21 protein-coding genes, 1 tRNA gene, 1 riboswitch and 1 other annotated feature are annotated in these 24,733 nt (G+C 47.4%); of the genes, 1 reads left to right on the plus strand and 21 read right to left on the minus strand.

The window, feature by feature from the left end; translation table 11 throughout:
* Positions 1-19 precede the first annotated feature (19 nt).
* From leuB to N288_RS17960, 19 genes are all read right to left on the minus strand, one after another.
* A complete protein-coding gene (gene leuB, locus N288_RS17870; protein WP_009796046.1) occupies positions 20-1,129 on the minus strand; it encodes a 3-isopropylmalate dehydrogenase in 1,110 nt (369 codons plus the stop codon).
* Positions 1,130-1,152: 23 nt separating this feature from the next.
* Entirely contained in the window at positions 1,153-2,685 is a 1,533-nt protein-coding gene (locus N288_RS17875) for a 2-isopropylmalate synthase (RefSeq protein WP_022544245.1), read from the minus strand.
* Positions 2,672-3,694, minus strand: coding sequence for a ketol-acid reductoisomerase (gene ilvC / locus N288_RS17880; RefSeq protein WP_009796044.1), 1,023 nt, complete (start codon positions 3,692-3,694; stop codon positions 2,672-2,674). The genes N288_RS17875 and ilvC overlap by 14 nt, the downstream gene beginning before the upstream one ends.
* A gap of 47 nt (positions 3,695-3,741) precedes the next feature.
* Positions 3,742-4,260, minus strand: coding sequence for an acetolactate synthase small subunit (gene ilvN, locus N288_RS17885; protein WP_022544246.1), 519 nt, complete (start codon positions 4,258-4,260; stop codon positions 3,742-3,744).
* Entirely contained in the window at positions 4,257-5,972 is a 1,716-nt protein-coding gene (ilvB, locus tag N288_RS17890; protein WP_009796042.1) for an acetolactate synthase large subunit, read from the minus strand. The genes ilvN and ilvB overlap by 4 nt, the downstream gene beginning before the upstream one ends.
* 80 nt (positions 5,973-6,052) lie before the next feature.
* Positions 6,053-6,306 (minus strand) — a binding site (T-box leader).
* A 17-nt stretch (positions 6,307-6,323) separates the two neighbouring features.
* A complete protein-coding gene (gene ilvE / locus N288_RS17895) occupies positions 6,324-7,229 on the minus strand; it encodes a branched-chain-amino-acid transaminase (protein WP_022544247.1) in 906 nt (301 codons plus the stop codon).
* An 871-nt stretch (positions 7,230-8,100) separates the two neighbouring features.
* Positions 8,101-8,177: transfer RNA gene (locus tag N288_RS17900), tRNA-Arg, on the minus strand.
* Positions 8,178-8,338: 161 nt separating this feature from the next.
* Entirely contained in the window at positions 8,339-8,863 is a 525-nt protein-coding gene (locus N288_RS17905) for a metallophosphoesterase (protein ID WP_009796040.1), read from the minus strand.
* A complete protein-coding gene (locus tag N288_RS17910) occupies positions 8,856-9,470 on the minus strand; it encodes an XTP/dITP diphosphatase (protein WP_022544248.1) in 615 nt (204 codons plus the stop codon). The genes N288_RS17905 and N288_RS17910 overlap by 8 nt, the downstream gene beginning before the upstream one ends.
* A gap of 19 nt (positions 9,471-9,489) precedes the next feature.
* Entirely contained in the window at positions 9,490-10,233 is a 744-nt protein-coding gene (rph, locus tag N288_RS17915) for a ribonuclease PH (RefSeq protein ID WP_022544249.1), read from the minus strand.
* A gap of 115 nt (positions 10,234-10,348) precedes the next feature.
* Entirely contained in the window at positions 10,349-11,434 is a 1,086-nt protein-coding gene (locus N288_RS17920) for a GerMN domain-containing protein (RefSeq protein WP_009796037.1), read from the minus strand.
* A gap of 528 nt (positions 11,435-11,962) precedes the next feature.
* Positions 11,963-14,122: a DNA helicase RecQ gene (gene recQ / locus N288_RS17925; protein WP_009796036.1), complete on the minus strand. Its 2,160-nt coding sequence runs from the start codon at positions 14,120-14,122 to the stop codon at positions 11,963-11,965.
* A gap of 207 nt (positions 14,123-14,329) precedes the next feature.
* On the minus strand, positions 14,330-15,130 hold the full coding sequence (racE, locus tag N288_RS17930) for a glutamate racemase (RefSeq protein WP_009796035.1): 801 nt from the start codon (positions 15,128-15,130) through the stop codon (positions 14,330-14,332).
* A gap of 10 nt (positions 15,131-15,140) precedes the next feature.
* Complete coding sequence (locus N288_RS17935) at positions 15,141-15,602, minus strand: MarR family winged helix-turn-helix transcriptional regulator (RefSeq protein WP_022544251.1); 462 nt, start codon at positions 15,600-15,602, stop codon at positions 15,141-15,143.
* 227 nt (positions 15,603-15,829) lie between these two features.
* A complete protein-coding gene (gerE, locus tag N288_RS17940) occupies positions 15,830-16,054 on the minus strand; it encodes a spore germination transcription factor GerE (RefSeq protein ID WP_009796032.1) in 225 nt (74 codons plus the stop codon).
* A 260-nt stretch (positions 16,055-16,314) separates the two neighbouring features.
* Positions 16,315-16,779: an acyl-CoA thioesterase gene (locus tag N288_RS17945; RefSeq protein ID WP_022544252.1), complete on the minus strand. Its 465-nt coding sequence runs from the start codon at positions 16,777-16,779 to the stop codon at positions 16,315-16,317.
* Between the two features lie 121 nt (positions 16,780-16,900).
* Entirely contained in the window at positions 16,901-17,662 is a 762-nt protein-coding gene (sdhB, locus tag N288_RS17950) for a succinate dehydrogenase iron-sulfur subunit (protein ID WP_009796030.1), read from the minus strand.
* 3 nt (positions 17,663-17,665) lie between these two features.
* Complete coding sequence (sdhA, locus tag N288_RS17955) at positions 17,666-19,426, minus strand: succinate dehydrogenase flavoprotein subunit (RefSeq protein ID WP_009796029.1); 1,761 nt, start codon at positions 19,424-19,426, stop codon at positions 17,666-17,668.
* A 107-nt stretch (positions 19,427-19,533) separates the two neighbouring features.
* Positions 19,534-20,142: a succinate dehydrogenase cytochrome b558 subunit gene (locus tag N288_RS17960; RefSeq protein ID WP_009796028.1), complete on the minus strand. Its 609-nt coding sequence runs from the start codon at positions 20,140-20,142 to the stop codon at positions 19,534-19,536.
* 393 nt (positions 20,143-20,535) lie between these two features.
* Between N288_RS17960 and N288_RS17965 the strand changes: the two genes are divergently transcribed.
* Positions 20,536-20,985, plus strand: a complete 450-nt coding sequence (locus tag N288_RS17965) for a YslB family protein (RefSeq protein WP_009796026.1) — start codon at positions 20,536-20,538, stop codon at positions 20,983-20,985.
* 112 nt (positions 20,986-21,097) lie between these two features.
* Here N288_RS17965 and N288_RS17970 read toward each other — a convergent pair whose 3' ends face one another.
* Positions 21,098-22,330: an aspartate kinase gene (locus N288_RS17970; RefSeq protein WP_035403573.1), complete on the minus strand. Its 1,233-nt coding sequence runs from the start codon at positions 22,328-22,330 to the stop codon at positions 21,098-21,100.
* A gap of 146 nt (positions 22,331-22,476) precedes the next feature.
* Positions 22,477-22,656, minus strand: a riboswitch (Lysine riboswitch).
* 69 nt (positions 22,657-22,725) lie between these two features.
* Complete coding sequence (gene uvrC, locus N288_RS17975) at positions 22,726-24,498, minus strand: excinuclease ABC subunit UvrC (RefSeq protein WP_009796022.1); 1,773 nt, start codon at positions 24,496-24,498, stop codon at positions 22,726-22,728.
* Between the last annotated feature and the right edge of the window lie 235 nt (positions 24,499-24,733).

Raw genomic sequence — 24,733 nt, forward strand, 5'->3', positions numbered from 1 at the left:
CCGTGATATCCTGAATCTGTCAGGCATATGCCCCCATTATCTGCAGAATGGCTTCATTATCCAGCAGAGCAGCTTTAATTTCCTCGGTCATCACCTTGGTAGAAGCTGCCTTCCCTCCTGAAGCCAGATCAGCTGTGCGAATGCCTGATTCGAGTACATCACTGACTGCCTTCTCGATTGCAGCAGCTTCTTCTTCCATCCCGAAGGAGAGGCGGAGCATCATGGCCGCGGAAAGAATCATTCCAACCGGGTTGGCGATGCCTTTGCCTTCGATGTCCGGGGCCGATCCGTGGATCGGCTCATAAAGATATGGCCCGCCTTCTGACAGGCTGGCAGATGGAAGCATGCCGAGCGATCCAGTCAGAACAGAAGCTTCATCACTTAAAATATCTCCAAACATATTCTCGGTAACAATCACATCAAACTGTTTTGGATTTTTAATGATCTGCATGGCTGCATTATCGACCAGCATATGCTCGAGCTGTATATCGGGATATTGGGCTGCAATTTCCTCTGCCGTTTCCCTCCACATCCTGCTTGATTCAAGGACATTCGCCTTATCCACGCTCGTTACCTTTCCGTCCCTTCCCCGGGCGAGTTCAAAGGCCAGCCTAACCACCCTCTGCACTTCTTCCTTTTTATAAAATAAAGTGTCCACGGCAGTTTCTTCACTGCCATTCCCGGCCCTTTCGCTCGGCTTTCCGAAGTAGAGTCCGCCCGTAAGCTCCCTTACCATTAAAAAGTCGGTACCTTCAATGACTTCCTTCCTTAAAGGAGAGGAATCTGCCACACTCGCAAAATAGCTGGTGGGCCGGAGGTTTGCATATAGATTCAGATCTTTACGGATTTTCAGGAGGCCGCGTTCCGGCCGGAGGCTTGGATGGAGCTTCTCCCAGCGCGGGCCGCCAACAGCTCCAAGCAAAATGGCATCACTGCTTTTACAGAGTTCGACTGTTTCATCCGGCAGCGGCACCCCGGTGGAATCAATTGCTGTTCCGCCAATTTTCCCATAGCTGAATTCAAATGTATGCCCAAATCGTTCTCCTGCAGCCTGCAGCACTTCAACTGCCCCTGCTGCCACTTCTTTTCCGATGCCGTCACCCGGCAGCACTGCGATCCGCTTCTTCATGCCTAATCCCTCCGTTGCAAGTTTTATAATGCCACTTTCGTCTTTTCCTCCAGGTAGATGACCCTGTTAACAGCGTTCAGATAGGCTTTCGCGGATGCTTCAAGTACATCCTGCGCAAGCCCCCTCCCGCTCGTTTCCCTGCCATTGTATTTCATTTTGACGAACACCTGCGCCAGGGCATCCCTTCCGGCCCCAACCGACTGGATCCGGTAATCCAGGAGGTTCACCGTACCATTCACTGATTTCTCCAGCGTATTGTACAAGGCTTCAATGCTCCCCGCCCCGGTTGCTGCCTCCTGGACGACTTCATTCTCCCTGCCTGAAAGTGTCACTGTCGCTGTTGGCACTTGATTGGTCCCGTACTGGACCTGGATCTGGAGCAGTTCATAGAATTGCTGATCCTTTGACAGTCTTTCCTCCAGTACGATGGCGGCAAGGTCATCATCTGTCATCTCTTTCTTTCTGTCTGCCAAGTCTTTAAAAATAGCAAACAGCGGCTTGATTTCCTCTTCCGGAACAGCGAGCCCAAGTTCTTCAAGGCGGGATTTAAAAGCATGCCTGCCAGAATGCTTTCCGAGAACCATGGAATTGGAGTGGAAGCCGACAAGTTCAGGCGAAATAATCTCATAAGTGGTCTTCTCTTTCAGCACGCCATCCTGGTGGATGCCTGATTCATGTGCAAAAGCATTTCTGCCGACAATAGCCTTGTTCGCCGGTACAGCCATACCGGTCAGTTTGCTGACCAGGCTGCTTGTTCTGCTGATTTCCTCAAGCTTGAGGCGGGTCCCTGCCTGATAATGGTCCTGCCGTATGTGCAGAGCGACGGCAAGCTCTTCCAGCGCAGCGTTTCCGGCCCGTTCCCCGATGCCGTTGATCGTCCCTTCAATTTGTCCAGCCCCATTTTCGATGGCTGCAAGGGAGTTGGCAATCGCCATGCCAAGATCATCATGGCAATGAGCGGATAATATGACTTTATCAATGGAAGGAACATTCTCTCTTAAATATTGAAAGACTTTCCCATATTCACCTGGCGAAATATATCCGACCGTATCCGGAATATTGATGACACGGGCCCCGGCCTGGATGACCTCCTCAACGATGCGGGCCAGAAAAGGCAGCTCCGTCCGGCAGGCATCCTCTGCCGACCATTGAATGAGCGGGAATTTCCCGGCTGCATATTTCACAGCAGAAACCGCCGTCTCAATAACTTCTTCCTTTGACTGCTTCAACTTATACTGCCGGTGGATGGGAGAGGTTGCGAGGAAGACGTGAAGCCTCGGACCCTCCCCCTCTCTCAATGCTTCCCAGGCTGCATCAATATCTGACATCACTGATCTTGCAAGCCCTGTAACCGAGCAATTCCTGATGAGGGTGGCGATTTCACGGACTGAAATAAAATCACCTTTTGAAGCTGCCGGAAACCCGGCTTCTATAATATCGACATTAAGCCTTTCGAGCTGTTTGGCAATTTCCAGCTTTTCAGATAGATTTAAGTTGACTCCCGCAGACTGTTCCCCGTCACGCAAAGTCGTGTCAAAGATGTTAATGGTTCGCACTGACAGCCACTTCTTTCTTTTTCTCTTTATTCACAAATGGCATCATTTTTCTCAGCTCCCTGCCGACCTGTTCAATCGGATGCTCATTTTCCCTTGCAAGGATACTGTTGAAGACCGGACGGTTTGCCTGGTTTTCCAGGATCCAGCCTTTCGCGAACTTGCCTTCCTGGATATCCTTCAGGACAGCTTTCATCTCCTGCTTCACTCTCTCATCGACTACTCTCGGCCCGCTGACAAAATCACCCCATTGCGCTGTATCCGAAATGCTGTAGCGCATGCCTTCAAGGCCGCCTTCATACATCAGATCAACAATCAGCTTCAGCTCGTGGAGACACTCAAAGTATGCCAGCTCAGGCTGATAGCCTGCCTCAGTCAATGTTTCAAAACCTGCTTTCACCAGAGATGTCAGGCCGCCGCACAATACAGCCTGTTCGCCGAATAAATCAGTTTCTGTTTCTTCCTTAAAAGTGGTTTCCAGCGCCCCTGCCCTCAGTGCCCCAATCGCTCTGGCATAAGCGAGCGCAAGCTCCTGGGCTTCTCCCGTTACATCCTGATGGACTGCAAATAATGCCGGCACTCCTGCTCCTTCCTGATATGTCCTTCTTACCAGGTGGCCAGGGCCCTTAGGAGCCACAAGCAGGACATCACATGTCTTTGGCGCCACAATCTGATGGAAATGGATATTGAATCCATGCGCGAAAAGCAAGGCTTGATTTGTCAGATTCGGCTCAATTTCTTCCTTATAGACTTTAGGCTGAAGCTCATCCGGCAGGAGGATCATGACAATATCGCTTTGAGCAACAGACTCTCCAACAGAAAATACCGGGAACCCATCCTCTGACGCTTTATCCCATGAATTTCCTTTCCTCAGGCCGATTACTACATCAGCACCGCTGTCCCTCAGGTTCTGTGCATGGGCATGACCCTGTGATCCATAGCCGATTACCGCTACTTTCTTTCCATTCAGATATGCTGGATTTGCGTCTCCGTTATAATACATTTTCGCCATGATTTATTCTCCCTCTCGTTTTTGGAATATTTTTATTTAAATTATTTTTACACGATTGAATAATTCTTCGGCTGCCCCTGGCTCCTCTGGCTTCCTCTTGTAAAGGCTGTTGTCCCTGTCCGGGCAATCTCCTTGATTCCATACGGCTTTACAAGCTCAATGAAGGCTTCTATTTTTTCCGACTCGCCTGTAATTTGGATGACCAGGCTGTCTTTGCCGACATCTATCACCGATGCCCGGAAAGGCTCAATCAGCGAGTATAACTCACTCCTCGCCTGCGGAAGCGAGAGCACCTTTATGAGCGCAAGCTCCCTGGCGACAATCTGCTGGCCGCTTATATCATTTACTTTCAAAATATCAATCTGTTTATTGAGCTGTTTCGCAATCTGCTCTGCGGCCTCTTCATTGTCCACATGGACCGTGCAGGTGATCCGGGAAATCCCCTCCTGTTCAGAATGCCCGACCGAGATGCTTTCAATATTGAAGTTGCGCTTTGAGAACAGGTTGGTGATTCTATTGAGGACCCCCGGCCTGTTCATCACGGTTAAACAGATGATTCGTTTCATGGTTTTACACCTTCCATCTCATGGTGCCCTTTGCCCGGGGCGATCATCGGGAATACATTTTCATCAGGAGCTATCCTGAAATCGAATAACACCGGCTCATCGCTTTGGAGTGCTTCATCCAGCGCCTTAACAGCTTCTTCCTCAGTTCGGATCTCATAAGCTTTAATATCATAGGCTTCCGCCAGCTTGACAAAGGAAGGCTGATACTGGGCTTTGCTGTGCGAAAAGCGTGAGTCATAAAAGATTTCCTGCCACTGCCTTACCATCCCCAGCGCTCTGTTATTGAAAATAGCTATTTTTACCGGGAGATTAAGCTCACGGATCAGGCCGAGCTCCTGTGCGGACATCTGGAAGCCGCCATCGCCAACAATTGAAACGACCAGGGAATCCGGTGCAGCAAGCTGAGCTCCGATGGCCGCTGGCATTCCGAATCCCATCGTGCCGAGCCCTCCTGAAGTGACCCATCTACCAGCTTTCTTAAAGCGGTAATATTGGGCTGCCCACATTTGATGCTGTCCGACATCTGTTGTGACAATCGCATCTCCGCCCGTCTTTTCAAACAAGAGCTCCATGACCCGCTGCGGCTTCAAGTCAGCCGATTTGTGAAAATGATAAGGAAAATCTTCCTTCCAGCTTCTAAGCTTTGTCATCCATTCACCATGTTCAGGAGGCTTCCCCTTCTGGCTCACAAGCTGATTCAAAGCCTCTTTCGCATCAGCCACAACCGGAATCAGTGTTGGGACGTTTTTGCCGATCTCTGCAGGGTCGATATCAACATGGGCCACATCTGCCTTAGGTGCAAAATAGGCAAGATTGCCGGTGAGCCTGTCATCAAACCTCGCCCCTATATTGATGAGCAGATCGCATTCATGTAAGGCCATATTGGCTGCATAGCATCCATGCATACCGGCCATCCCGACAAACAGGCTGTGGTCTGCAGGAAAGCCCCCGAGTCCGAGAAGGGTATGCACGACCGGAAGCTGCTGCTGTTCGGCATATTCCTTAAGCAATCCGGAAGCCTTTGCATGGAGGACGCCCGCCCCTGCCAGGATGACCGGCCTTTTCGCACGGCTCACAGCTTCTGTCAGCTTGCGGATCTGAAGATAGTTTGGCTTTAGAGTCGGCTGGTAGCCCGGGAGGAAGATCTCTGTCTCCTCAGAGGGCTGTTCTGCGCCTGCAGCAATATCCTTCGGAATATCAATCAATACCGGACCAGGCCTCCCTGTAGAAGCAATATGAAAGGCCTCCTTCACAATCCTCGGAATGTCCGCTATGCTCCTTGCCTGATAGTTATACTTGGTTATCGGGGTGGTAATCCCGAGGATGTCAGCCTCCTGGAAGGCATCCGTTCCGATGACGCCTGTTGCCACCTGCCCGGTAATGACGACAAGAGGCAAAGAATCCATCATGGCATCGGCAAGGCCTGTTACAATATTGGTCGCCCCCGGTCCTGAAGTCGCGATGACAACTCCAGGCTTGCCGGAAATCCTCGCATATCCTTCCGCAGCATGGATGCCTCCCTGTTCATGCCTGGGAAGCACATGAAGTATGCCAGAATCATAGATTTTGTCATAAATCGGAAGAACAGCTCCTCCCGGGTAGCCAAAAATCACTTCCACCTGTTCCTTCTCCAGTGCCTGCAATAGCAGTTCTGCACCGGTTGCCGGCTTCGAGCCAGTCTTGTTTTCTGCAAAGGCAGCTTCCTGCAGCATTTTGAAATAACCTCCTTTTGATTCAAGAAAAAAACAATATAAAAAGCCTTCCCATCCCCAAGAACGCCTGCATCAGCAGACGAAGGGATGAAAAGGCTTTGTCAGCCTGTTCCACGGTACCACCCTGATTCACGCAATTTGCGTGCACTTATGGACGGCAGAGCCATCCTTTTTGATAACGGGTGCTCTCACACCCGGCCGGCCCTACTCGTCAAGCTTTCAGGCCGGCGCTCTGAGGGGAGTTCATGATGCGGCAGGAATGCCGGCTCTCAGCCTGCCCGGCTCTCTGTAAATCCTGATCCGCAAAACTACTTATCCTCATCCGCGCTTTTAACATATAGTGATTAGCTGTCAGCTTACATGGGGTTCAAAATGTTTCGATGCGACTTTAACACCTTCTGAAACTACTCTTTCCCTAAATTTCACCAGAAGCTCTTTTGTATGTGCCCCCGGATAGCCTTCACCGATTGTCCGTCCGTCCACCTTTACGACTGCAATGACTTCCGCTGCCGTCCCTGTAAGAAATACTTCATCTGCCGTATAAACATCGTGCCTTGTGAAAGGCTCCTCCTTCACTTCATAGCCAAGCTCCCTTGCAATTTCCATGACCGCATTGCGGGTGATCCCTTCAAGTGCCCCAACGTATCCTGGAGGTGTGTAAAAGCATTTATCCTTAATGATGAACACATTGTCAGCCGAACCCTCCGCCACATAGCCTTGATCATTCAGCATGAGCGCTTCACTGACATTTGCCAGGCGGGCCTCAATCCTTACCAGCACATTGTTCAAATAATTCAATGATTTGACTTTAGGGCTTAATACATCAGGTCTGTTCCTTCTTGTCGCTACTGTGACTATCTCAAGCCCTGTTTCATACAATTCTTTCGGGAAGATGCTCAGCGGCTCGACGATCACGACAACATTTGCTTTTTTGCAATTGTATGGGTCCAGCCCAAGGTCGCCTACTCCCCTGGAAACAACGACCCTGATGTAGGCATCTTCATACAAATTCTTTTCGACAGTGGCAACAATGATATCTGTCAGCTCTTCCTCCGTATATGGCATTGTCAGTAATATGGATTTGGCTGAACGATAAAGCCGGTCCATATGCTCTTTCATCCTGAAGATATTTCCGCTGTATACCCGGATCCCTTCAAAGATGCCATCGCCATACAGGAAGCCATGGTCATAAACGGATATTTTTGCATTCTCTTTCGTCACAAACTCCCCGTTTAAAAATATCAATTGCTCAGACACGAAAAACACCTCTTCAATTTAATGTATACACGCTTTAAACGGTTGAAATGACAGGTTAAAAAAATATGGGTTCCACACTTCCAATTCCCATGTGGAGCGGTTTGTTTTATTATTTGAGGACTATCTTACGCTCATTTTTTTTGGGAGTCAACACCATTTTCAAGAATTATTTGATAATTTAGATTAATCTGATTTATTGAATGCGCTTACATTGCTTGTATATATGAATTTATTCAGCCAAGAAATTTTTTATATTATTTTTCGATTCTTCGATCCGGTTATTCCGCTCTTTTATAGCAGCATGGAGTGATCCGTGCTGGGGATATTCTTAAGAATGCTTTTTCAATATAAAGATGCAGCATTTAAGATTTAATGGCGCATTTTCAATGAGCATATAATATAGAAGAAACCAGTTAATCATGTCAGGTTTAATGACATACAAAGAAGCGCTTTCATTTAACGGGAGGTATAATATTCAGCTGCAGCACTGAGTACTTTTATAAACCCTGTAACCTTAATCGGAGAAGATACAGATTTTTCGAGGAAGAACAAAGGCGTAAGTGCCTTGAACACTAAAAAAGCCCCGTCCTGGGGGCATCGAAACATCACCGGCATGAAAAGAGTGAGTCATGAATAGTAAGAGGCTTTATCTATGCATAATTGGCATGAAAAGTAGTGAGTCATGCATAGTAAAAAGTCTAATTGATGCATGACTGAAAAAAAAGAAGTTATTTTTAGGAAAGAGGCTTGTAACCCCCGAGAACCCCGGCACAGCGGCTGGACTCGGATCAAGGATTTCTAATTCCTTAACGACAAAAAAACCGCCATTTGATTAGAAATCAAACAGCGGTAATATAGGTGTATGTAGTAATGGCGTCCCAGGAGAGATTCGAACTCCCGACCGACGGCTTAGAAGGCCGTTGCTCTATCCTGCTGAGCTACTGGGACATTTTTTATTAGTTATCGCGAGGACATTTTTTATTATAGTAGACAAATAAATGAAAGTCAACAACTTCTCAGGAAAAATATAATAAACCTGGCATCTTTTTTTCCGGCCATATAAATCTGTTTATTGCAAGAGGGGTTCCCCCCTCATGCAATAAACGGATTCATGCCCTTTCCGGAATCTGAAAAGTCTGTGACAGCTTTTCAAGCTTTCCGGTTTCAAAGTCATATATATCCACACGGATTTCCCTCTCTGCCGTTTCCAGCAGAAGATAGGTCCTCTCATAGCGCCCTCTCGGCAGCCTCAAGCTTCCCGGGTTCAAAAACAGCCTGCCATCAATCATTTCTGCCCCAAGCTCGTGCGAATGTCCGAAGCAGATGATATCTGCTCCTTCCTCCTCGCCTTTATATTTCAGCTTCATAAGGCTGCTCTTCACTCCGTAGAGATGCCCATGGGTAACTAAAATCGTCAAACCTCCAAGGTTTTTGACAAGCTGGTCAGGATAAGCATCATCATAATCGCAATTTCCCCTTACTCCAGCAAAACCCGACATAGAAGGATGTCCGGCAGGCAGCTCGGAATCCCCGCAGTGGATCATGAAATCTGCTTCTTTCCCATGCCTCTCAGCGAGCTGCGCCAGCTCCTCCTCAAGCCCGTGGCTGTCACTTACAATTAATATTCTAGCCATTGGCACCGTCCCCTTTAAAAAGGGCTCCCAGACTGTTTTCCAGCTTTTCAAGGGCCTTGGCCCTGTGGCTGATCTGGCTTTTCTCTTCAGGGGGGAGTTCTGCCATGCTTTTATTTTTTTCAGTCACAAAGAAGATCGGATCATACCCAAATCCATGGCTGCCCCTTTTATCAGTCAGGATCCTGCCCTCACACGCTCCGGAGACTGTGTAAGCTTCCTTGCCTGGCACCGAAACAGCCAAGGCACAATAAAATCTGGCTGTCCTTTTTTCTTCCGGCACACCTTCTAGCTCTGCGAGCACCTTTTGCATATTTGCTTCATCACTTTTCGCTTCGCCGGCATACCTTGCGGAGTAGATGCCTGGACGGCCCTCAAGGGCATCGATCATAAGGCCGGAATCATCGGCAATGACGATTTTTCCAAAAGCTTTAGAGACAGCCTCTGCTTTTAGGACTGCATTTTCCTCAAACGTGCTTCCAGTCTCTTCAATATCCTCAAATTCAGGAAAGTCGAGAAGGGTTTTCACTTCATAGCCCAGCGGCTTGAACATCCTGCTGAATTCTTTCGCTTTCCCTGTATTTTTCGTTGCAATAATAACTTCCTGCACAGTTTTCATCTCCCTGGATTTACTTCCCGATCTGCGAGCTGATTTTTTCGCCGAGCACTTGCTTTTGAATATCAAACAGCCTGCCTACGCCTTCTTCCGCCGCTTTTAACAGCTCCGTCAGCTGGCTCGCTGAGAATGTTGCTTCTTCTCCTGTACCCTGAAGCTCCACAAATTCGCCATTGCCTGTCATGACCACATTCATGTCGACTTCCGCCTTGGAATCTTCAGCATAATTCAGGTCAAGGACTACCTGTTTGTTTTCAAGGATTCCCACACTTGTAGCTGCAAGAAATTGCGTAATCGGGAATTTTGACAATTTTTTATTGCTATACAGCTTTTCGACAGCAATTGCCATTGCGACAAATGCGCCTGTGATGGAAGCTGTCCTTGTCCCGCCATCGGCTTGGATAACATCGCAATCCAGCCAGATTGTTCTTTCACCAAGTGCCTCAAGGTCCACGACTGCCCTTAATGCCCGTCCGATCAAGCGCTGTATTTCCATTGTGCGCCCGGTGATTTTCCCCTTTGCGGCTTCACGGATATTCCTTTGCTCTGTTGCCCGGGGCAGCATACTGTATTCAGCCGTAATCCACCCTTTTCCTTCCCCTCTCATAAATGGGGGCACCCGCTCATCTATGCTGGCTGTGCAAATCACCTTTGTATTGCCCACACTGATCAGCACAGAACCTTCAGGATGCATTAAATAATTCGTTTCAATATGTATCGGTCTTAACTGCAGCTGTTCACGCCCGTCTTTCCGCATGTTCATTCCTCCTTCGAACCTGTTCCGGCATGTATCCGGAATCCAATAAAGAAGAGGCGGCAAATAATTGCCTACCTCTATCCTTGTCATTATATAGTATATCAAAAAAGTTTTTTTAAAAACTACCTGTATTCACATTTTCAGGCCGTGTAACCGGTTCTGTCAGCTTTTCGCCATTTTCATCTACCAGCTCTGCCTTTCCATTTACAGTGACTGCTACACTTTCAATGCCCTTTTGTTCAGTCAGGGACAGTACTAATGAATTAAGCAGGTGCTGGGAAATGATTTTTTCTTCAAAGCTGCCATAAACGGATTCATTGAAATCCAATGTTGCCAGACCGTTTTCGATCTTAGGGTCGCCGAGCAGCTCAACCTCCGGCATAAAGTCTGTAAACAAATTGGATGTGAAGCTAGGGCCTTTGACAAGCTCCTTCACTACCGCTTCAACCTGATTGTCTTCCTGTGCGCTGATGCGCTTTGTCACAGGAACATAATAGTAGGCGCCTTCTTCACCGCCCAGATAATAAACCGTCAGGGATTTTGTATTAGAAATATCCACTGCATCGGACGTGTCCATATTGATGCCCTTTGACCTGGACAGGGTTTCGCTGATCGGCGTCCCGTTTACAGGCATTTCTGTCAGAGCATGGCCATTCATCTGGAGCTTTACTTTCTCGATCGAATCGAATTGTGTGAGGGTCCAGGTAATAGATTCAAGAATTTTTTCTTCATCCTCGGCCTGATAGTCCCCGAACTCTTTCGAGAAATCAACGGTAGCCACCTTATCCTTCACGTTTACGCTTATTTTCGTATCTGCAGGAAGGACGGCCCTGAAGTCATTCGGCAGCATATCGGTAACTGGCCCGTTCTGCATGAGATACTCCAGCGCCTGTGTAGCAACAGACTCTGTTTTCGGCAGAGTTAGCGTCTGCGGAACTACATAGCCATTTTTATCAACCAGATATAATTCGGTCTGGACAGAACCCTCCACCTCTCCCTCTTCACCTGACTGCTCTGCCTCAGTTCCAGCTGTTTCCTCAACAGATGTTTCCTCAACAGCTGTTTCATCCTCTGTATAGCTGACCTCTTTCGGAGGATCGATCTTTTCTTTTTCCCCGATCCCGAACAGCCCGCATCCGGATAAAAGCACAGAAGAAGCCAGTACGGCTGAAACCATTGTTGTCTTTTTATTTATAGACATATTGAATCCCTCCCAGAACAGTTTGTACTACATATATACGAGCCTTCCGGAAAAATAGACCCGTGAGAGAAAAAAAAATAGGACAACTGAAATGTGGAGGGCGCTTGCTTAGCCCCGACAAGCATAAGCCACTTAGGAATAAAAGGCGTTCTTTGCCTTTAATTTCTAAGTGGCTTATGACTCGAGGGGCTAGCGCCCGGAACTGGACAAAACTGAAATGTGGAGGCGGCTGTTCAGATTAGAGGAACGCAGGGCTAAAACCGCCACGTCCTGTGGCAACGCCTGCATGAACCGCGTCCTGCGGGCCCAGCATAAGCCGCTCCAGGATAAAAGGCGTTCTTTGCCTTTAATCCTGGAGCGGCTTATGACTCGAGCACCTAGGAGCCGGAGCTGGACAACGAAATGTGGAGGGCGCTTGTTCTATTAAGGAACGCGACTAGGAACTCCAAATCCAGCGCCATGCACAGGCGCCGCTTTCTGCCCAATCCAAAAAAGCAGACCTGTAAAGGCCTGCTTGTTTTACCATATTCATGATGTGACGGCTGCTTCATTTTTAATCAGTACTGCTTTGATTGTAAAATAGTCGATTTCATCCCCGAGGAGCTCTTTAATGGGCTTAAGCTTTGTATCTCCGCTTTCCACGGCTGCCGACATGATCTTCTGCTCTGTTTCCTCATCAAACAGCTCAGACCAGTTGAAAGGATTCCCTTCAGTCACTGCCCGGAGGACATGGTTCTGGACGGTCACTAAAGAAAAGCCGCGCTGCTTGGCAATCTCTTTTATGCCCATCCCCTCCATATAGTGCTTGTAGGAAACCATATAGCTTGGCTCCTCATCAACCTTGAGCCTGTCCGCCTGTTTTTCCTCTTTCGGGGGGAGGGCAGACGGCGGTTCAATATTGTTTTCCTGCATATATAATTTGATTTCCTCAGCGAACATGCTGCCGTATTTATCATACTTCATCTGCCCGACGCCTTTGATCTGCAGCATAGACTCTCCATCAGCCGGGTAATACTTGCTCATTTCGCGCAATGTGCTATCAGGGAAAACAACATATGGCGGGATTTTCCCCTGTTCAGCCACCTGCTTCCGCAATGCACGCAGCCGTTCAAACAGGTCATGATCCCCTTCAGCTTCGGGCTTCTGTTCGATTGCCTTTGTTTTGCGCATCATGATCGTTTCCTGTCCCTTAAGAACCCCTTGGACCCTTGATGTCAGCATGATCACCGGATACTTCCCGTCTGTCAGGCTGAGGAAGCCTTCAGCAAGCAGATAGTTAATAACAGCAGCAATTTCTTTTTCTGCACGATTTCGCATCAATCCATAGGTAGACAACTCATTGAATTTCATATCACGGATTCTTTTATTATTGGAACCTTTCAGCACCTGCGCTGTCAGACTCACGCCAAAGCGCTCACCCATGCGCTTTATACATGAGAAAATCATCTGTGCTTCAAGCGTAATATCAATCTTCTCTCTGTCATCCATGCAATTGCTGCATTTTCCGCAGCGGCTTTCATCGCTTCCATGGTCGAAGTACTCAATGATGTAGGATTGAAGGCATTGCTCTGTATGGCAATAGTTCACCATCCGGTTCAGCTTGCTGAATTCAAGCTCCCTGTTCCGGCTGTCCAGGCCGGTTTCCTCGATCAGGAACTTCTGCAGCTGGATATCCTGCTGGGCAAAAAGAAGGATGCATTCACTCTCCTCCCCGTCACGCCCGGCCCTGCCGGCTTCCTGATAATAGGCCTCAATATTCTTCGGCAGGCTGTAATGGATAACAAACCGGACATTTGATTTATCAATCCCCATGCCAAACGCATTGGTGGCCACCATGATGTCTGTCTGGTCATGGACGAAATCATTCTGGGCTGTTTTCCTGTCTTCCTCATTCATGCCGGCATGGTAGCGTGAAGCCGGGATGTTTTTCCCCTGCAAAAATTGCTGCAGCTGATCGGTTTCCTTGCGGCTCGAGGTGTAAATAATACCCGGCTGTCCTTGATGCTTACGGATATAACTTGCAATGAATTCTCTCTTGTTGACGCCTTTGGCCACTTTAAAAGCAAGGTTTTCCCTCGCGAACCCGGTAATGAAAATATCTTCGTCCCTGATCTGCAGCAGCCCGCAGATATCATTGGCCACATCCTCTGTCGCAGTTGCGGTGAGCCCGACAAGGATCGGCCTGCCGTTCAACTGCCCGAGCGCAGGAATAATGGAGCGGTAGCTCGGCCTGAAATCGTGGCCCCATTGGGAGATACAATGTGCTTCATCGAATACAATCATCGAAATATCGATGGAATTCAGCAGATGGATGAATCCAGTGGAATCAAAACGCTCCGGCGCAGCATAAACCAGCTTATACTCTCCATTCCGGATCCCTGAGGTCCTTTCCATCAGCTCCTGCTGAGTGAGGCTGCTGTTTATGAAAGTGGCGGACACGCCTGCTGCAAGCAATGCGTCTACTTGGTCCTTCATTAAAGAAATGAGCGGGGAAATGACGATGGCGGTGCCAGGCATCGCGAGTGCGGGAATTTGAAATGAGAGGGATTTTCCTCCTCCTGTCGGGAGGATGCCAAGAGTATGGCGGCCATTCATGACATTCTGAATGATTTCTTTTTGGCCATTACGGAAGGTGGAATAGCCGAAATATTGCTTAAGCAGCTTTTCCGCTTGTTCTATCAATATCATCACCTTTTTCTTTTAGAGATACTAGAATTGTACCATTTTCGGAAGCCTTATGCCTTTATTTCTGCTATTAACTTTTGGCATTGTTAAACATTGCTGTTGATTTTGGGCTCATTTCAGCTGTTCTGAAATGAGCCCAAAATCAACAAGGTACAATAACACAGCCTGACTTTTTAAAAAATCGAACAGCAAAAGCCCCCAATAAGGAGGCTATCCTTCCAGCTTTATTTTTTCAATATGGTCAATCGGCCTTTGCAGCCATTGGCCCGCAATCTTCGTAAAAATGCTTATGGATCCTGTCGCAAAATATTTATGGACAGGCTCGTCCGCACTTTGATTGAGCAATCCCCGGTAGTCCAGTATGGTGCTGACTTCCCTTGCGGTCTCTTCACCTGAGCTGATCACTTTCACACCCGGCCCCATGATATTTTTAATCAAGGGTTCAAGCAGCGGGTAGTGCGTACACCCAAGGATCAGTGTATCAAGATCCTTGTTCCTTAAAGGCTTCAAGGTTTCAGCAACAATTTTCTTGGCTACAGCACTCCCATATTCCCCGCTTTCCACAAGCGGGACAAATTTCGGGCAGGCCAAAGGTTTCACACATACCTTCCGGTTGATTTGCTTAAGGGCCTTTTCATAGGCTTTGCTGTTGACCGTGCCGATCGTGCCGATGATTCCGATCTTATTGCTTTTGGATACCTTTAAAGCCGCCCTTGCCCCGGGATAGATGACCCCAAGGACAGGAATGGGGAGCTTTTCCTGTATTTCCTCAAGCACGACCGCAGTTGCCGTATTACAGGCAATCACAAGCATTTTGATATCCTGAGTCAATAAAAACTCAGTCATCTGCCATGTAAACCGCCTTACTTCTTCAGCCGTCCTCGGCCCGTAGGGGCACCGGGCAGTATCTCCCAAATAAACGATATTCTCATTCGGCAGCTGCCTCATGACTTCTTTTGCCACTGTCAAACCGCCGACCCCTGAATCAATGATCCCAATTGGTTGCTTCAAACATACCGCCTCATTTTTCGCGCATATCTTGGTGTAGTTGCGTTAAGTTGTTCTTCAGTACGGTTACTTCATCCTTGGAGAAATTCTTGAGAACCTCGCGCAAGTAGATCTGCCTCTTCACGATAACCTCTTCGATGATCCGCTCTCCCTCCGGCAGCAGATGGATGCGGACGACCCGCCTGTCATTCGGGTCCTTCACTCTCTGGACGAGCTCGTTTTTTTCCATTCTGTCCACAAGGTCTGTCGTTGTACTGAAGGCTAAATACATTTTATTAGAAAGCTCGCCGATTGTCATGTCCCCTTCCTCGTGCAGCCACTGCAGGGCAACAAACTGTGGGGGCGTAATTGTATAATTGCTTAATATTTCCCGGCCTTTTTGCTTAATGATGCCGGATATGTAGCGAAGGTCTTTCTCAATATCTGCAACAATATCAATCGTTTCTTTTATGTCTTTATTATTTCCATGCGTCATCCCATACAACTCCCATTTAAGCAATTCCAGTCTTTATGCAGGCGGAAAGATTGCAGTTCTTTGCTTTATTGTCTACTTTTTTCATCCAATTTTCAAGATGGAAATCCAGGCAATGCAAAAAATGCGTCAATTCTGCAGACTGCACGTCCTGCCGGCAGGCTCTCCCCTGCAAAAATGCCCTATAAAATATGATAACCGGCAACCTTATCCAAGATTGCCGGCCATAATCAAAGTTCTAGCTCTCCCATTCGAAGGAGCTCTACAACGGCTTGAGAACGCCCCTTAACGCCAAGCTTTTGCATAGCATTTGAAATATGGTTGCGAACCGTCTTTTCGCTAATAAATAGTTCACCAGCGATTTCTTTCGTTGTCTTGTCTTGAACTAATAGCTCGAATACTTCTCTTTCACGTTTGGTGAGTAACGGCTTGTGAGTATATTCGTTCTCCTTCAAGTATTGTAACCCTCCTTGCCTTCGCCAGCTATGAACCGCGGGATGGGTATATATTTAGTCACCATATCATATGTAATCTGTACTGGCGGAGTGACTGCATTTACTGGAAGGAGAGATTATTTTTTCTAAAAGGGCCATTGCCTGGTTTAGTTGGGGGTCCGCGCCATACAGCCACATGATTTATGATTCATGCTCCATACACCTGCTCCCCCAATTATATGCAGCTGCAGGAGCAGGTGTGAAAGAACTGCTCCTGCGGCTTAAGCGTGGATGGTTTTTCCGGCTGTAAGAAGATTCCTCATTCCCTCGGTCCAGGGTACGCCTTTTCCTGTTTTCCTGGAAATTTGCACGATTGTCCCCCTGCCCGCAAAGCAGACTGCTCCATCTTTCCGTTTTGCCATATAATGAAGATCTGCTGAAGACCGCCCAATGCTTTCTGCTTTTACATGGATGCTGAGGCTTTCATCGAAAAATACCTGCTTCAGGAAATCGCACTGCAGATCGGCTACAACAGGAATCGTTTCGTTCCCAGGCTTCACCCATTCCTGCATGAAGCCGATGCTCTTGAAAAACTCTATTCTTGCTTCCTCAAAATATGTGAAGGGAACTGTGTTATTCAAATGGCCAAACATATCTGTTTCTGAAAACCGGACCTTGACAGGATGGGAAAACACAAAGCTTTCCTCCCAAGCCGCAAAGTCATCAACATAATTCATTTTACTCATGACGCGCCTCCAATAATGAATGAACATTCAGTCGTTTTATATTATTATAATTTCTTTCACCGGATTTGGAAACATCAAATGCACAAAAACCCCCTTTCAGCCTGAAAGGGGGTCTGTTCTATTAAGCCTGATCGCTTCCGAAGAAGCTTCTGAATGACTGGATTGTTGTATCCCGGTTCAATGCTGCGATTGAGGTAGTCAAAGGGATGCCTTTCGGGCAGGACTGAACGCAGTTCTGGGAATTTCCGCAGTTCGCCAGTCCGCCATCGCCCATGATCTGCTCCAGGCGTTCGGATTTATTCATTTCACCAGTTGGATGGGCATTGAACAAGCGCACCTGTGATAACGGGGCAGGACCGATGAAATCGGCTTTGCTGTTCACATTCGGGCAGGCCTCAAGGCAAACGCCGCAAGTCATGCACTTGGACAGCTCATAAGCCCATTGGCGCTTCTTCTCAGGCATGCGCGGTCCAGGTCCAAGATCGTATGTTCCGTCAATCGGAATCCATGCTTTCACCTTTTTCAGGGAGTCGAACATGCGGCTTCTGTCTACCTGAAGGTCGCGGACGACAGGGAATGTACGCATCGGCTCAAGCCTGATCGGCTGCTCGAGCTTGTCGACAAGCGCAGTACAGGATTGGCGCGGCTTGCCGTTTATGATCATTGAGCAGGCGCCGCATACTTCTTCAAGACAGTTCATGTCCCATGCAATCGGCGTCGTGCTCTCCCCTTTGGAATTTACCGGATTACGGCGGATTTCCATCAGTGCTGAGATAACGTTCATATTCGGGCGGTAAGCCAGTTTGAACTCTTCTTGATAAGGGGCTGAATCAGGCGAGTCCTGCCGGGTGATTTGAAATGTAACTGTTTTGTTTTCAGACATCGTTTATTTTCCCCCTTTCTTCTTCGTGTAATCACGTTTACGAGGCGTGATCAGGCCTGTATCTACTTCCTCGTAATGGAATTGTGGCGCTGAATCAGGACCAGCGAACTTTGCCATGGTCGTTTTCAGGAACTCATCATCATTACGGTCAGGAAATTCAGGCTTATAGTGAGCCCCGCGGCTTTCATTCCGGTTATAGGCACCAATTGTGATGACCCTGGCAAGCTGCAGCATGTTTTGAAGCTGGCGTGTGAAGACAGCTCCCTGATTGCTCCATTTTGCTGTGTCATTGATATTGATATTTTTATAGCGTTCAAGCAATTCTACGATTTTTTCATCAGTTTTCAATAGCTTATCATTATGGCGGACAACCGTTACATTATCTGTCATCCATTCGCCCAGCTCTTTATGGAGAACATATGCATTCTCTGTTCCATTAAGGGACATGATGCTGCTCCATTTTTCTTCTTCCTGTCTGACATACCTGTCGAAAACGGAAGACGAAACATCTTCTGCACTCTTTTCAAGGCCGGCGATATATTCGAGTGCTTTCGGACCTGCAACCATTCCGCCGTAGATGGCAGACAGAAGTGAGTTGGCGCCCAGGCGGTTTGCACCATGCTGGGAATAATCGCACTCCCCTGCTGCAAATAAACCTGGGATATTCGTCATCTGATCATAATCTACCCACAGTCCGCCCATCGAATAGTGTACGGCAGGGAAAATTTTCATAGGTACCTTGCGAGGGTCATCCCCCATGAATTTTTCATAGATTTCAATGATTCCGCCTAGCTTGATGTCAAGCTCTTTAGGATCTTTATGGGACAGGTCAAGATAAACCATGTTCTCGCCATTGATGCCAAGCTTCTGATTGACGCAGACATCGAATATTTCACGTGTGGCGATATCACGCGGCACCAGGTTTCCGTAGGCAGGATATTTCTCCTCCAGGAAGTACCATGGCTTTCCATCTTTATAGGTCCATACACGGCCGCCTTCACCGCGTGCCGATTCACTCATCAGGCGCAGTTTGTCATCCCCCGGGATGGCTGTCGGGTGGATCTGGATGAATTCGCCGTTTGCATAATATGCTCCCTGCTGATATACGATCGATGCAGCAGACCCTGTGTTGATGACAGAGTTGGTTGATTTTCCGAAGATGATGCCCGGGCCTCCGGTTGCCATGATCACAGCATCCCCTGAGAACGATTTAATCTCCATGGATGTGAGATTTTGAGCAATTACCCCGCGGCAAATGCCTTCATCATCGACGACAGAGCCAAGGAACTCCCAGCCTTCATATTTTGTTACAAGGCCAGCCACCTCATGGCGGCGCACCTGCTCATCCAATGCGTACAAAAGCTGCTGGCCGGTCGTGGCGCCTGCAAATGCTGTACGGTGATGCTGGGTTCCGCCGAAGCGCCTGAAGTCCAGCAGTCCTTCCGGTGTACGGTTGAACATGACGCCCATGCGGTCCAATAAATGGATGATTCCCGGCGCTGCTTCAGTCATGGCCTTTACAGGCGGCTGATTGGCAAGGAAATCTCCCCCGTAAACCGTATCATCGAAATGCTCCCAAGGTGAATCCCCTTCACCCTTTGTGTTGACCGCTCCATTAATACCGCCCTGGGCACAAACAGAGTGAGAACGTTTAACCGGGACAAGAGAAAATAATTCAACCGGAGTCCCTGATTCTGCTACTTTAATTGTTGCCATCAAGCCGGCCAGTCCGCCGCCGACAACGATTACTTTTCCTTTACTCATCATGGCTCACTCCCTCAATACTAGTACAGCTCTATTTCAAACTAAGCCTAAGCGCATTTTCCCCTGCGCTATGCTGAAAATTACAAGATTTAAGCACTCTGAAACTCTTAAACAAATGCCGTGATTGCGCGGATCCCAACGATGGAAAGGGCAATGAAAATTGCGATTGTAACATAAGTGGAAATCAGCTGTGAACGAGGAGTAACGGTGATTCCCCAGCTTACTGCGAAAGACCACAAACCGTTTGCAAAGTGGAATATTGTAGAAATAACGCCGACAATGTAGAACCAGAACATAAACGGATTCGACAAAATATTCTCCATCATCTGGAAGTTGACATCTGCGCCAAAAGCGGCAGCAACCCTTGTCTCCCACACATGCCAGGTAATGAAAATAAGCGTCACTACACCGGAAACACGCTGGAGAAGGAACATCCAGTTGCGGAAAAATCCGAATCTGCCAGCATTATTCTTAGCAGTAAAAGCAATATAAAGGCCATAGATCGCGTGGAACAGCAAAGGCAGGAAGATGACTACAGTTTCTAAGACATATCTGAATGGAAGCTGCTCCATAAAGTGTGCTGCCTTGTTAAACGACTCTTCTCCTCCTGTTGCAAAATGGTTCACTACAAGGTGCTGAACAAGAAACAGCCCAACTGGAATGACCCCAAGTAATGAATGCAGTCTGCGATTGAAAAACTCCCGATTACCTGCCATTGATTTACCCCCCCTGAATTTTGAAGAAATGATGAAAGGCCTTTTCTATGAAAATATTATTTCTGGAAAACAGGTCCTTTCCATCATCGAGAAAATGTTAATTATTCATTTTCTTACAATTAAGTGACATGTCCATTTTACTCCCATCGGAATAGAGCGTCAAGAAAACGGATACATAAAATATATGATATAAATAAAATTTTTAAAATATATTGATATTATATAAAGAACGAAAATCCTCTATTTGGCTATGATTCCTTATGTATAGGAGAATATATTGAAATAGCATTTTTTTCTTATAGGACTGAAGCTGTTTTTTCTTGAATCAGTGCTTTATTTTTATCTGGATTGTATATAATAGAATCATAGAAAGAGGGGAGACGATTGAGCAATATGACATCTGCAGAAACAAAGGCTGAGCACGGGCCGGAAACCGTCCCTGCTTTCGGCTATGAATTGATCCGGGAAGAGATTCTTACCGATATGCTCGGCAAGGATGCAGCCGAAATACTTTATTGGGCCGGCAAAAGGCTGGCAAGGAAATACCCGCTTGAATCGATGGAAGCAGTCATTGAGTTTTTTGAAAACGCCGGATGGGGAAATCTTGCTGTAAAAGAAGAAAAAAGGAGCGAAATGGAGCTCCAGCTTTCAAGCCCATTGTTCGCCAGGCGCTTTAAGGAAAATCCAGATTGCACTTTTCAGCTCGAAGCCGGTTTTCTTGCACAGCAGCTGGAATCCCAGAAAGAACTGCTCTCTGAAGCCTTTGAGCATCCCAAAAAAAGGGGCGGCCTTGTCCTTTTCACAGTGAAGTGGGATAAAAAAGACCGCATCAGCCCGCTATAATGGATAAGCTGCTGTAAGCATAAAAGAAGGGATGGCACGAAGCGCGGCGCGCATCCGGGAGGAGATCCTTCCCCGATGCATCCAGCCCGGCGCCTCTGCCATCTTTTTTGATTTACACGTTCCTCGCCGGAGTGCCTGACAGTTCGAACGCTTCGTGGAGGGCTTCCACCGCTTTGACCATAGAGCTGTCACTGATGACCGTTGACACCTTGATCTCTGAAGTGCTGACCATCTTGACCTGGATCCCATTTGAAGAAAGCACTTCGAACATCTCCGCTGCCACCCCAGGATTCGACACCATTCCCGAACCGACAATAGACACTTTTGCAAGTCCTGATTCTGATTCAATCCGGTCATATTTCAGTGTATCCCGATTGTTCTCCAGAACCTTAAGCGTTTCTTCCAGATCATCATTTTTAATTGAAAAAGACAGGCTTCCTGTTTGTCCTTCAGCAACACTCTGAATAATGATGTCAACATTGATGTGATGCGCAGCAAGTGTCGTGAAGACAGTGGACAGGCCCTTCAGGCTGTCCTCCAGCCCGAGGATCGCTACCTTGGTGATCGCATTTTCAAAAGCTACTCCCCGTACAACTAAATTTTCTTCCATCGTTGGCTCCTCCTCAATGATCGTTCCTCTTTCCCTTTCAGTGCTTGATCTGACTTCAAGCGGCACTTCATAATTCTTGGCAAATTCCACTGCCCTCGGATGAAGCACACCTGCACCGAGATTCGCAAGCTCAAGCATTTCGTCATATGACAGGGACTGCAGCTTCCTTGCTCCTTTTACATAGCGCGGGTCAGTCGTATAGACGCCTGTCACATCTGTATAAATATCGCACTTATCCGCTTTCAGCACTGCTGCCAGCGCCACTGCCGTTGTATCTGAGCCGCCGCGTCCAAGGGTGGAAATGCTCCCATCTTCTGTTACTCCCTGGAATCCGGCAACCACGACGATCTTTCCTTGATTAAGCTGATTTTGGATTTTCTCCGGATCTATATGTACAATCCTTGCGTTCCCATGCACAGCCTCAGTTTCTATTCCTGCCTGCCATCCAGTGAAGGAGATGCTTTCATAGCCTTTTTCGTTCAAAGCCATGCTCAAAAGGCTGATTGTCACCTGTTCACCTGTTGTAAGGAGCATATCCATTTCACGCTTGCTGGGCGAAGCAGAAATTTCCCTGGCCAGGCCTACAAGCTGGTCAGTCGTTTTCCCCATTGCAGATACAACAACGACTACGTCATTGCCTCTCTCTTTTTCTTCAATTGCGCGCTCTGCTGCATTCATGATTCTTTCTGTGCTGCCAACAGAAGTCCCTCCGAATTTCTGGACAATTAATCCCATCGTTTCTCCTTCTTTCATCTGGATATCGTTTTTCCGGCCGCCTGACATGTAAAAGAGAGGTTATCCATTGCTGATTTGAACACAAAAAAGCAATGAGAATAACCATCCCATTGCTGTGTTTTAAATACATATAAAATATGCCCACACAGTGAGATAGCTCTCCAAGACGGCGCTGTCTTGACAATCCAGTATTTATTCAATACAGGACCAGAAAAGAAAGAAATGAGACTTCCTTTTCTTCGGCAAACATTCCCTTTCAAAGCTTTTCACGGAAACTCATCTTTCTCCAAGCTTTTACTGATGAAGTTTGCACCTCTACCTTCACTTTAATGCTATAAAGTGATATTGCTATAAAGTTGAAATCATTATATCATAGCGTTTTTTTTATATCAATGCTATTCAGATAATTTATTTTTTAATTCCTGTGCGACATTAGCCGGAATTCCGATAGCTGTAAATTCATCCAAACCGGCTTCTTTCATTTTCTTTACGGATCCGAAGGTTTTCAAAAGCAGCTTCTTTCTCTTCTCGCCAATTCCGGGAATGTCATCCAACAATGACTGGAAGGCGCTTTTTCCGCGGAGCTGCCGGTGGAAGGTGATGGCGAAGCGGTGGACTTCATCCTGGATGCGCTGAAGCAGATAAAACTCCTGGCTGTTCCGCTCAAGCGGTATGATTTCCAGCGGATTCCCATACAAGAGCTGGGAAGTCCTGTGCTTCTCATCCTTGGCAAGGCCGGATATCGGGATATCAAGCCCGAGCTCATTTTCAAGTACATCCCTGACCGATTCAATATGGCCTTTCCCGCCGTCGACAATAATAAGATCCGGAATGGGCAGACCTTCTTTAAGCACCCTGGTGTACCGCCTCCGGACAGCCTCGCGCATGGATTCATAATCATCCGGTCCCTTGACTGTCTTGATCTTATATTTCCTGTATTCGCGCTTTTCCGGTTTGCCGTCTATGAATACAATCATGGCAGAAACCGGGTCAGTGCCCTGGATATTCGAGTTATCAAAAGCTTCAATGCGGTGCGGTGTATAAATGCCCAGCTGCCTGCCAAGATTTTCAACCGCTTTGATCGTCCGTTCCTCATCCCGTTCTATAAGGGAGAACTTCTCCTGGAGGGCAATCCTGGCATTTTTCCCTGCCAGCTTGACCAGATCTTTCTTCTGGCCGCGCTGCGGTTTGAGCACCTTTACTTCCAGGAGCTTTTCTGCCATTTCTTCATTGACCGTATCCGGCACCAGAATTTCACGCGGTTTAAAATGGTTTGCCTTTGTATAGAACTGGCCCATGAAGGTAAGCATTTCTTCCTCAGGCTCCCCGTAAACCGGGAACAGCGAAACATCTCTTTCAATCAGCTTCCCCTGTCTGATAAAAAAGACCTGGACGCACATCCAGCCCTTATCGACGGCAAAGCCGAATACATCGCGGTCAGTAAAATCGGTCGATGTCATTTTCTGTTTTTCCATCGTCGCTTCAATATGGGCGATCTGGTCCCTCAGTTCCTTCGCCCTTTCAAAATCCAGTTCCTCTGCTGCTGCCGTCATTTTGACTGTAAGCTCTTTCTTGATGTCTTTGTAGCCGCCGTTCAAAAATCGTGCAATCTCATCGACAATATCTTTATACTGCTTTTCGCTGACCGGCTTGACGCAGGGCGCCAGGCACTGGCCCATATGATAGTACAGGCAGACCCTGTCAGGGAGGGTCGAGCACTTCCTGAGCGGATAGATCCGGTCAAGCAGCTTTTTTGTTTCATTCGCCGCCTGGACATTCGGATATGGCCCAAAGTACTTCCCTTTGTCTTTTTTGACATTCCGGGTTGTGATCAGCCTTGGATGGCGTTCAGCTGTCAGCTTGATGAACGGGTAGCTTTTGTCGTCCTTCAGCATGACATTGTATTTTGGATCATACTTTTTGATCAGGTTCATTTCAAGAATGAGGGCTTCCATATCTGATGATGTGACAATATATTCGAAATCCTCAATTTCATTTACAAGGCGGAGCGTTTTGCCGTCATGTGAACCGGTAAAGTAAGAGCGGACTCGGTTCTTCAGTACCTTTGCTTTCCCAACGTAAATCACGGTAGCCTGCCTGTCCTTCATAAGGTAGCAGCCTGGCTGGTCCGGCAGCAGCATCAGCTTATTCTTGATTCTTTCGTTCATATTTTCACCCCCGGTGCAAAATCAATCTATATACACGCATTGCGTTACAAGTTTTTTAGATGCCGCCCTTCCATTTTAATAAAAATTACAAAAGGAAAAAAGCAATAAAGGAAAGGAGGGCAAGATTACTATTATAAAAATTCCACAGGACTGCGTCAATATTTTCTTTTTTTACAAAAACTTCCAGCCTGGCATCAGGAGACATAAGGCAATATTATACATAACAAAACCCCGG

This window comes from Bacillus infantis NRRL B-14911 (assembly GCF_000473245.1).
Classification (GTDB): domain Bacteria; phylum Bacillota; class Bacilli; order Bacillales; family Cytobacillaceae; genus Bacillus_AB; species Bacillus_AB infantis.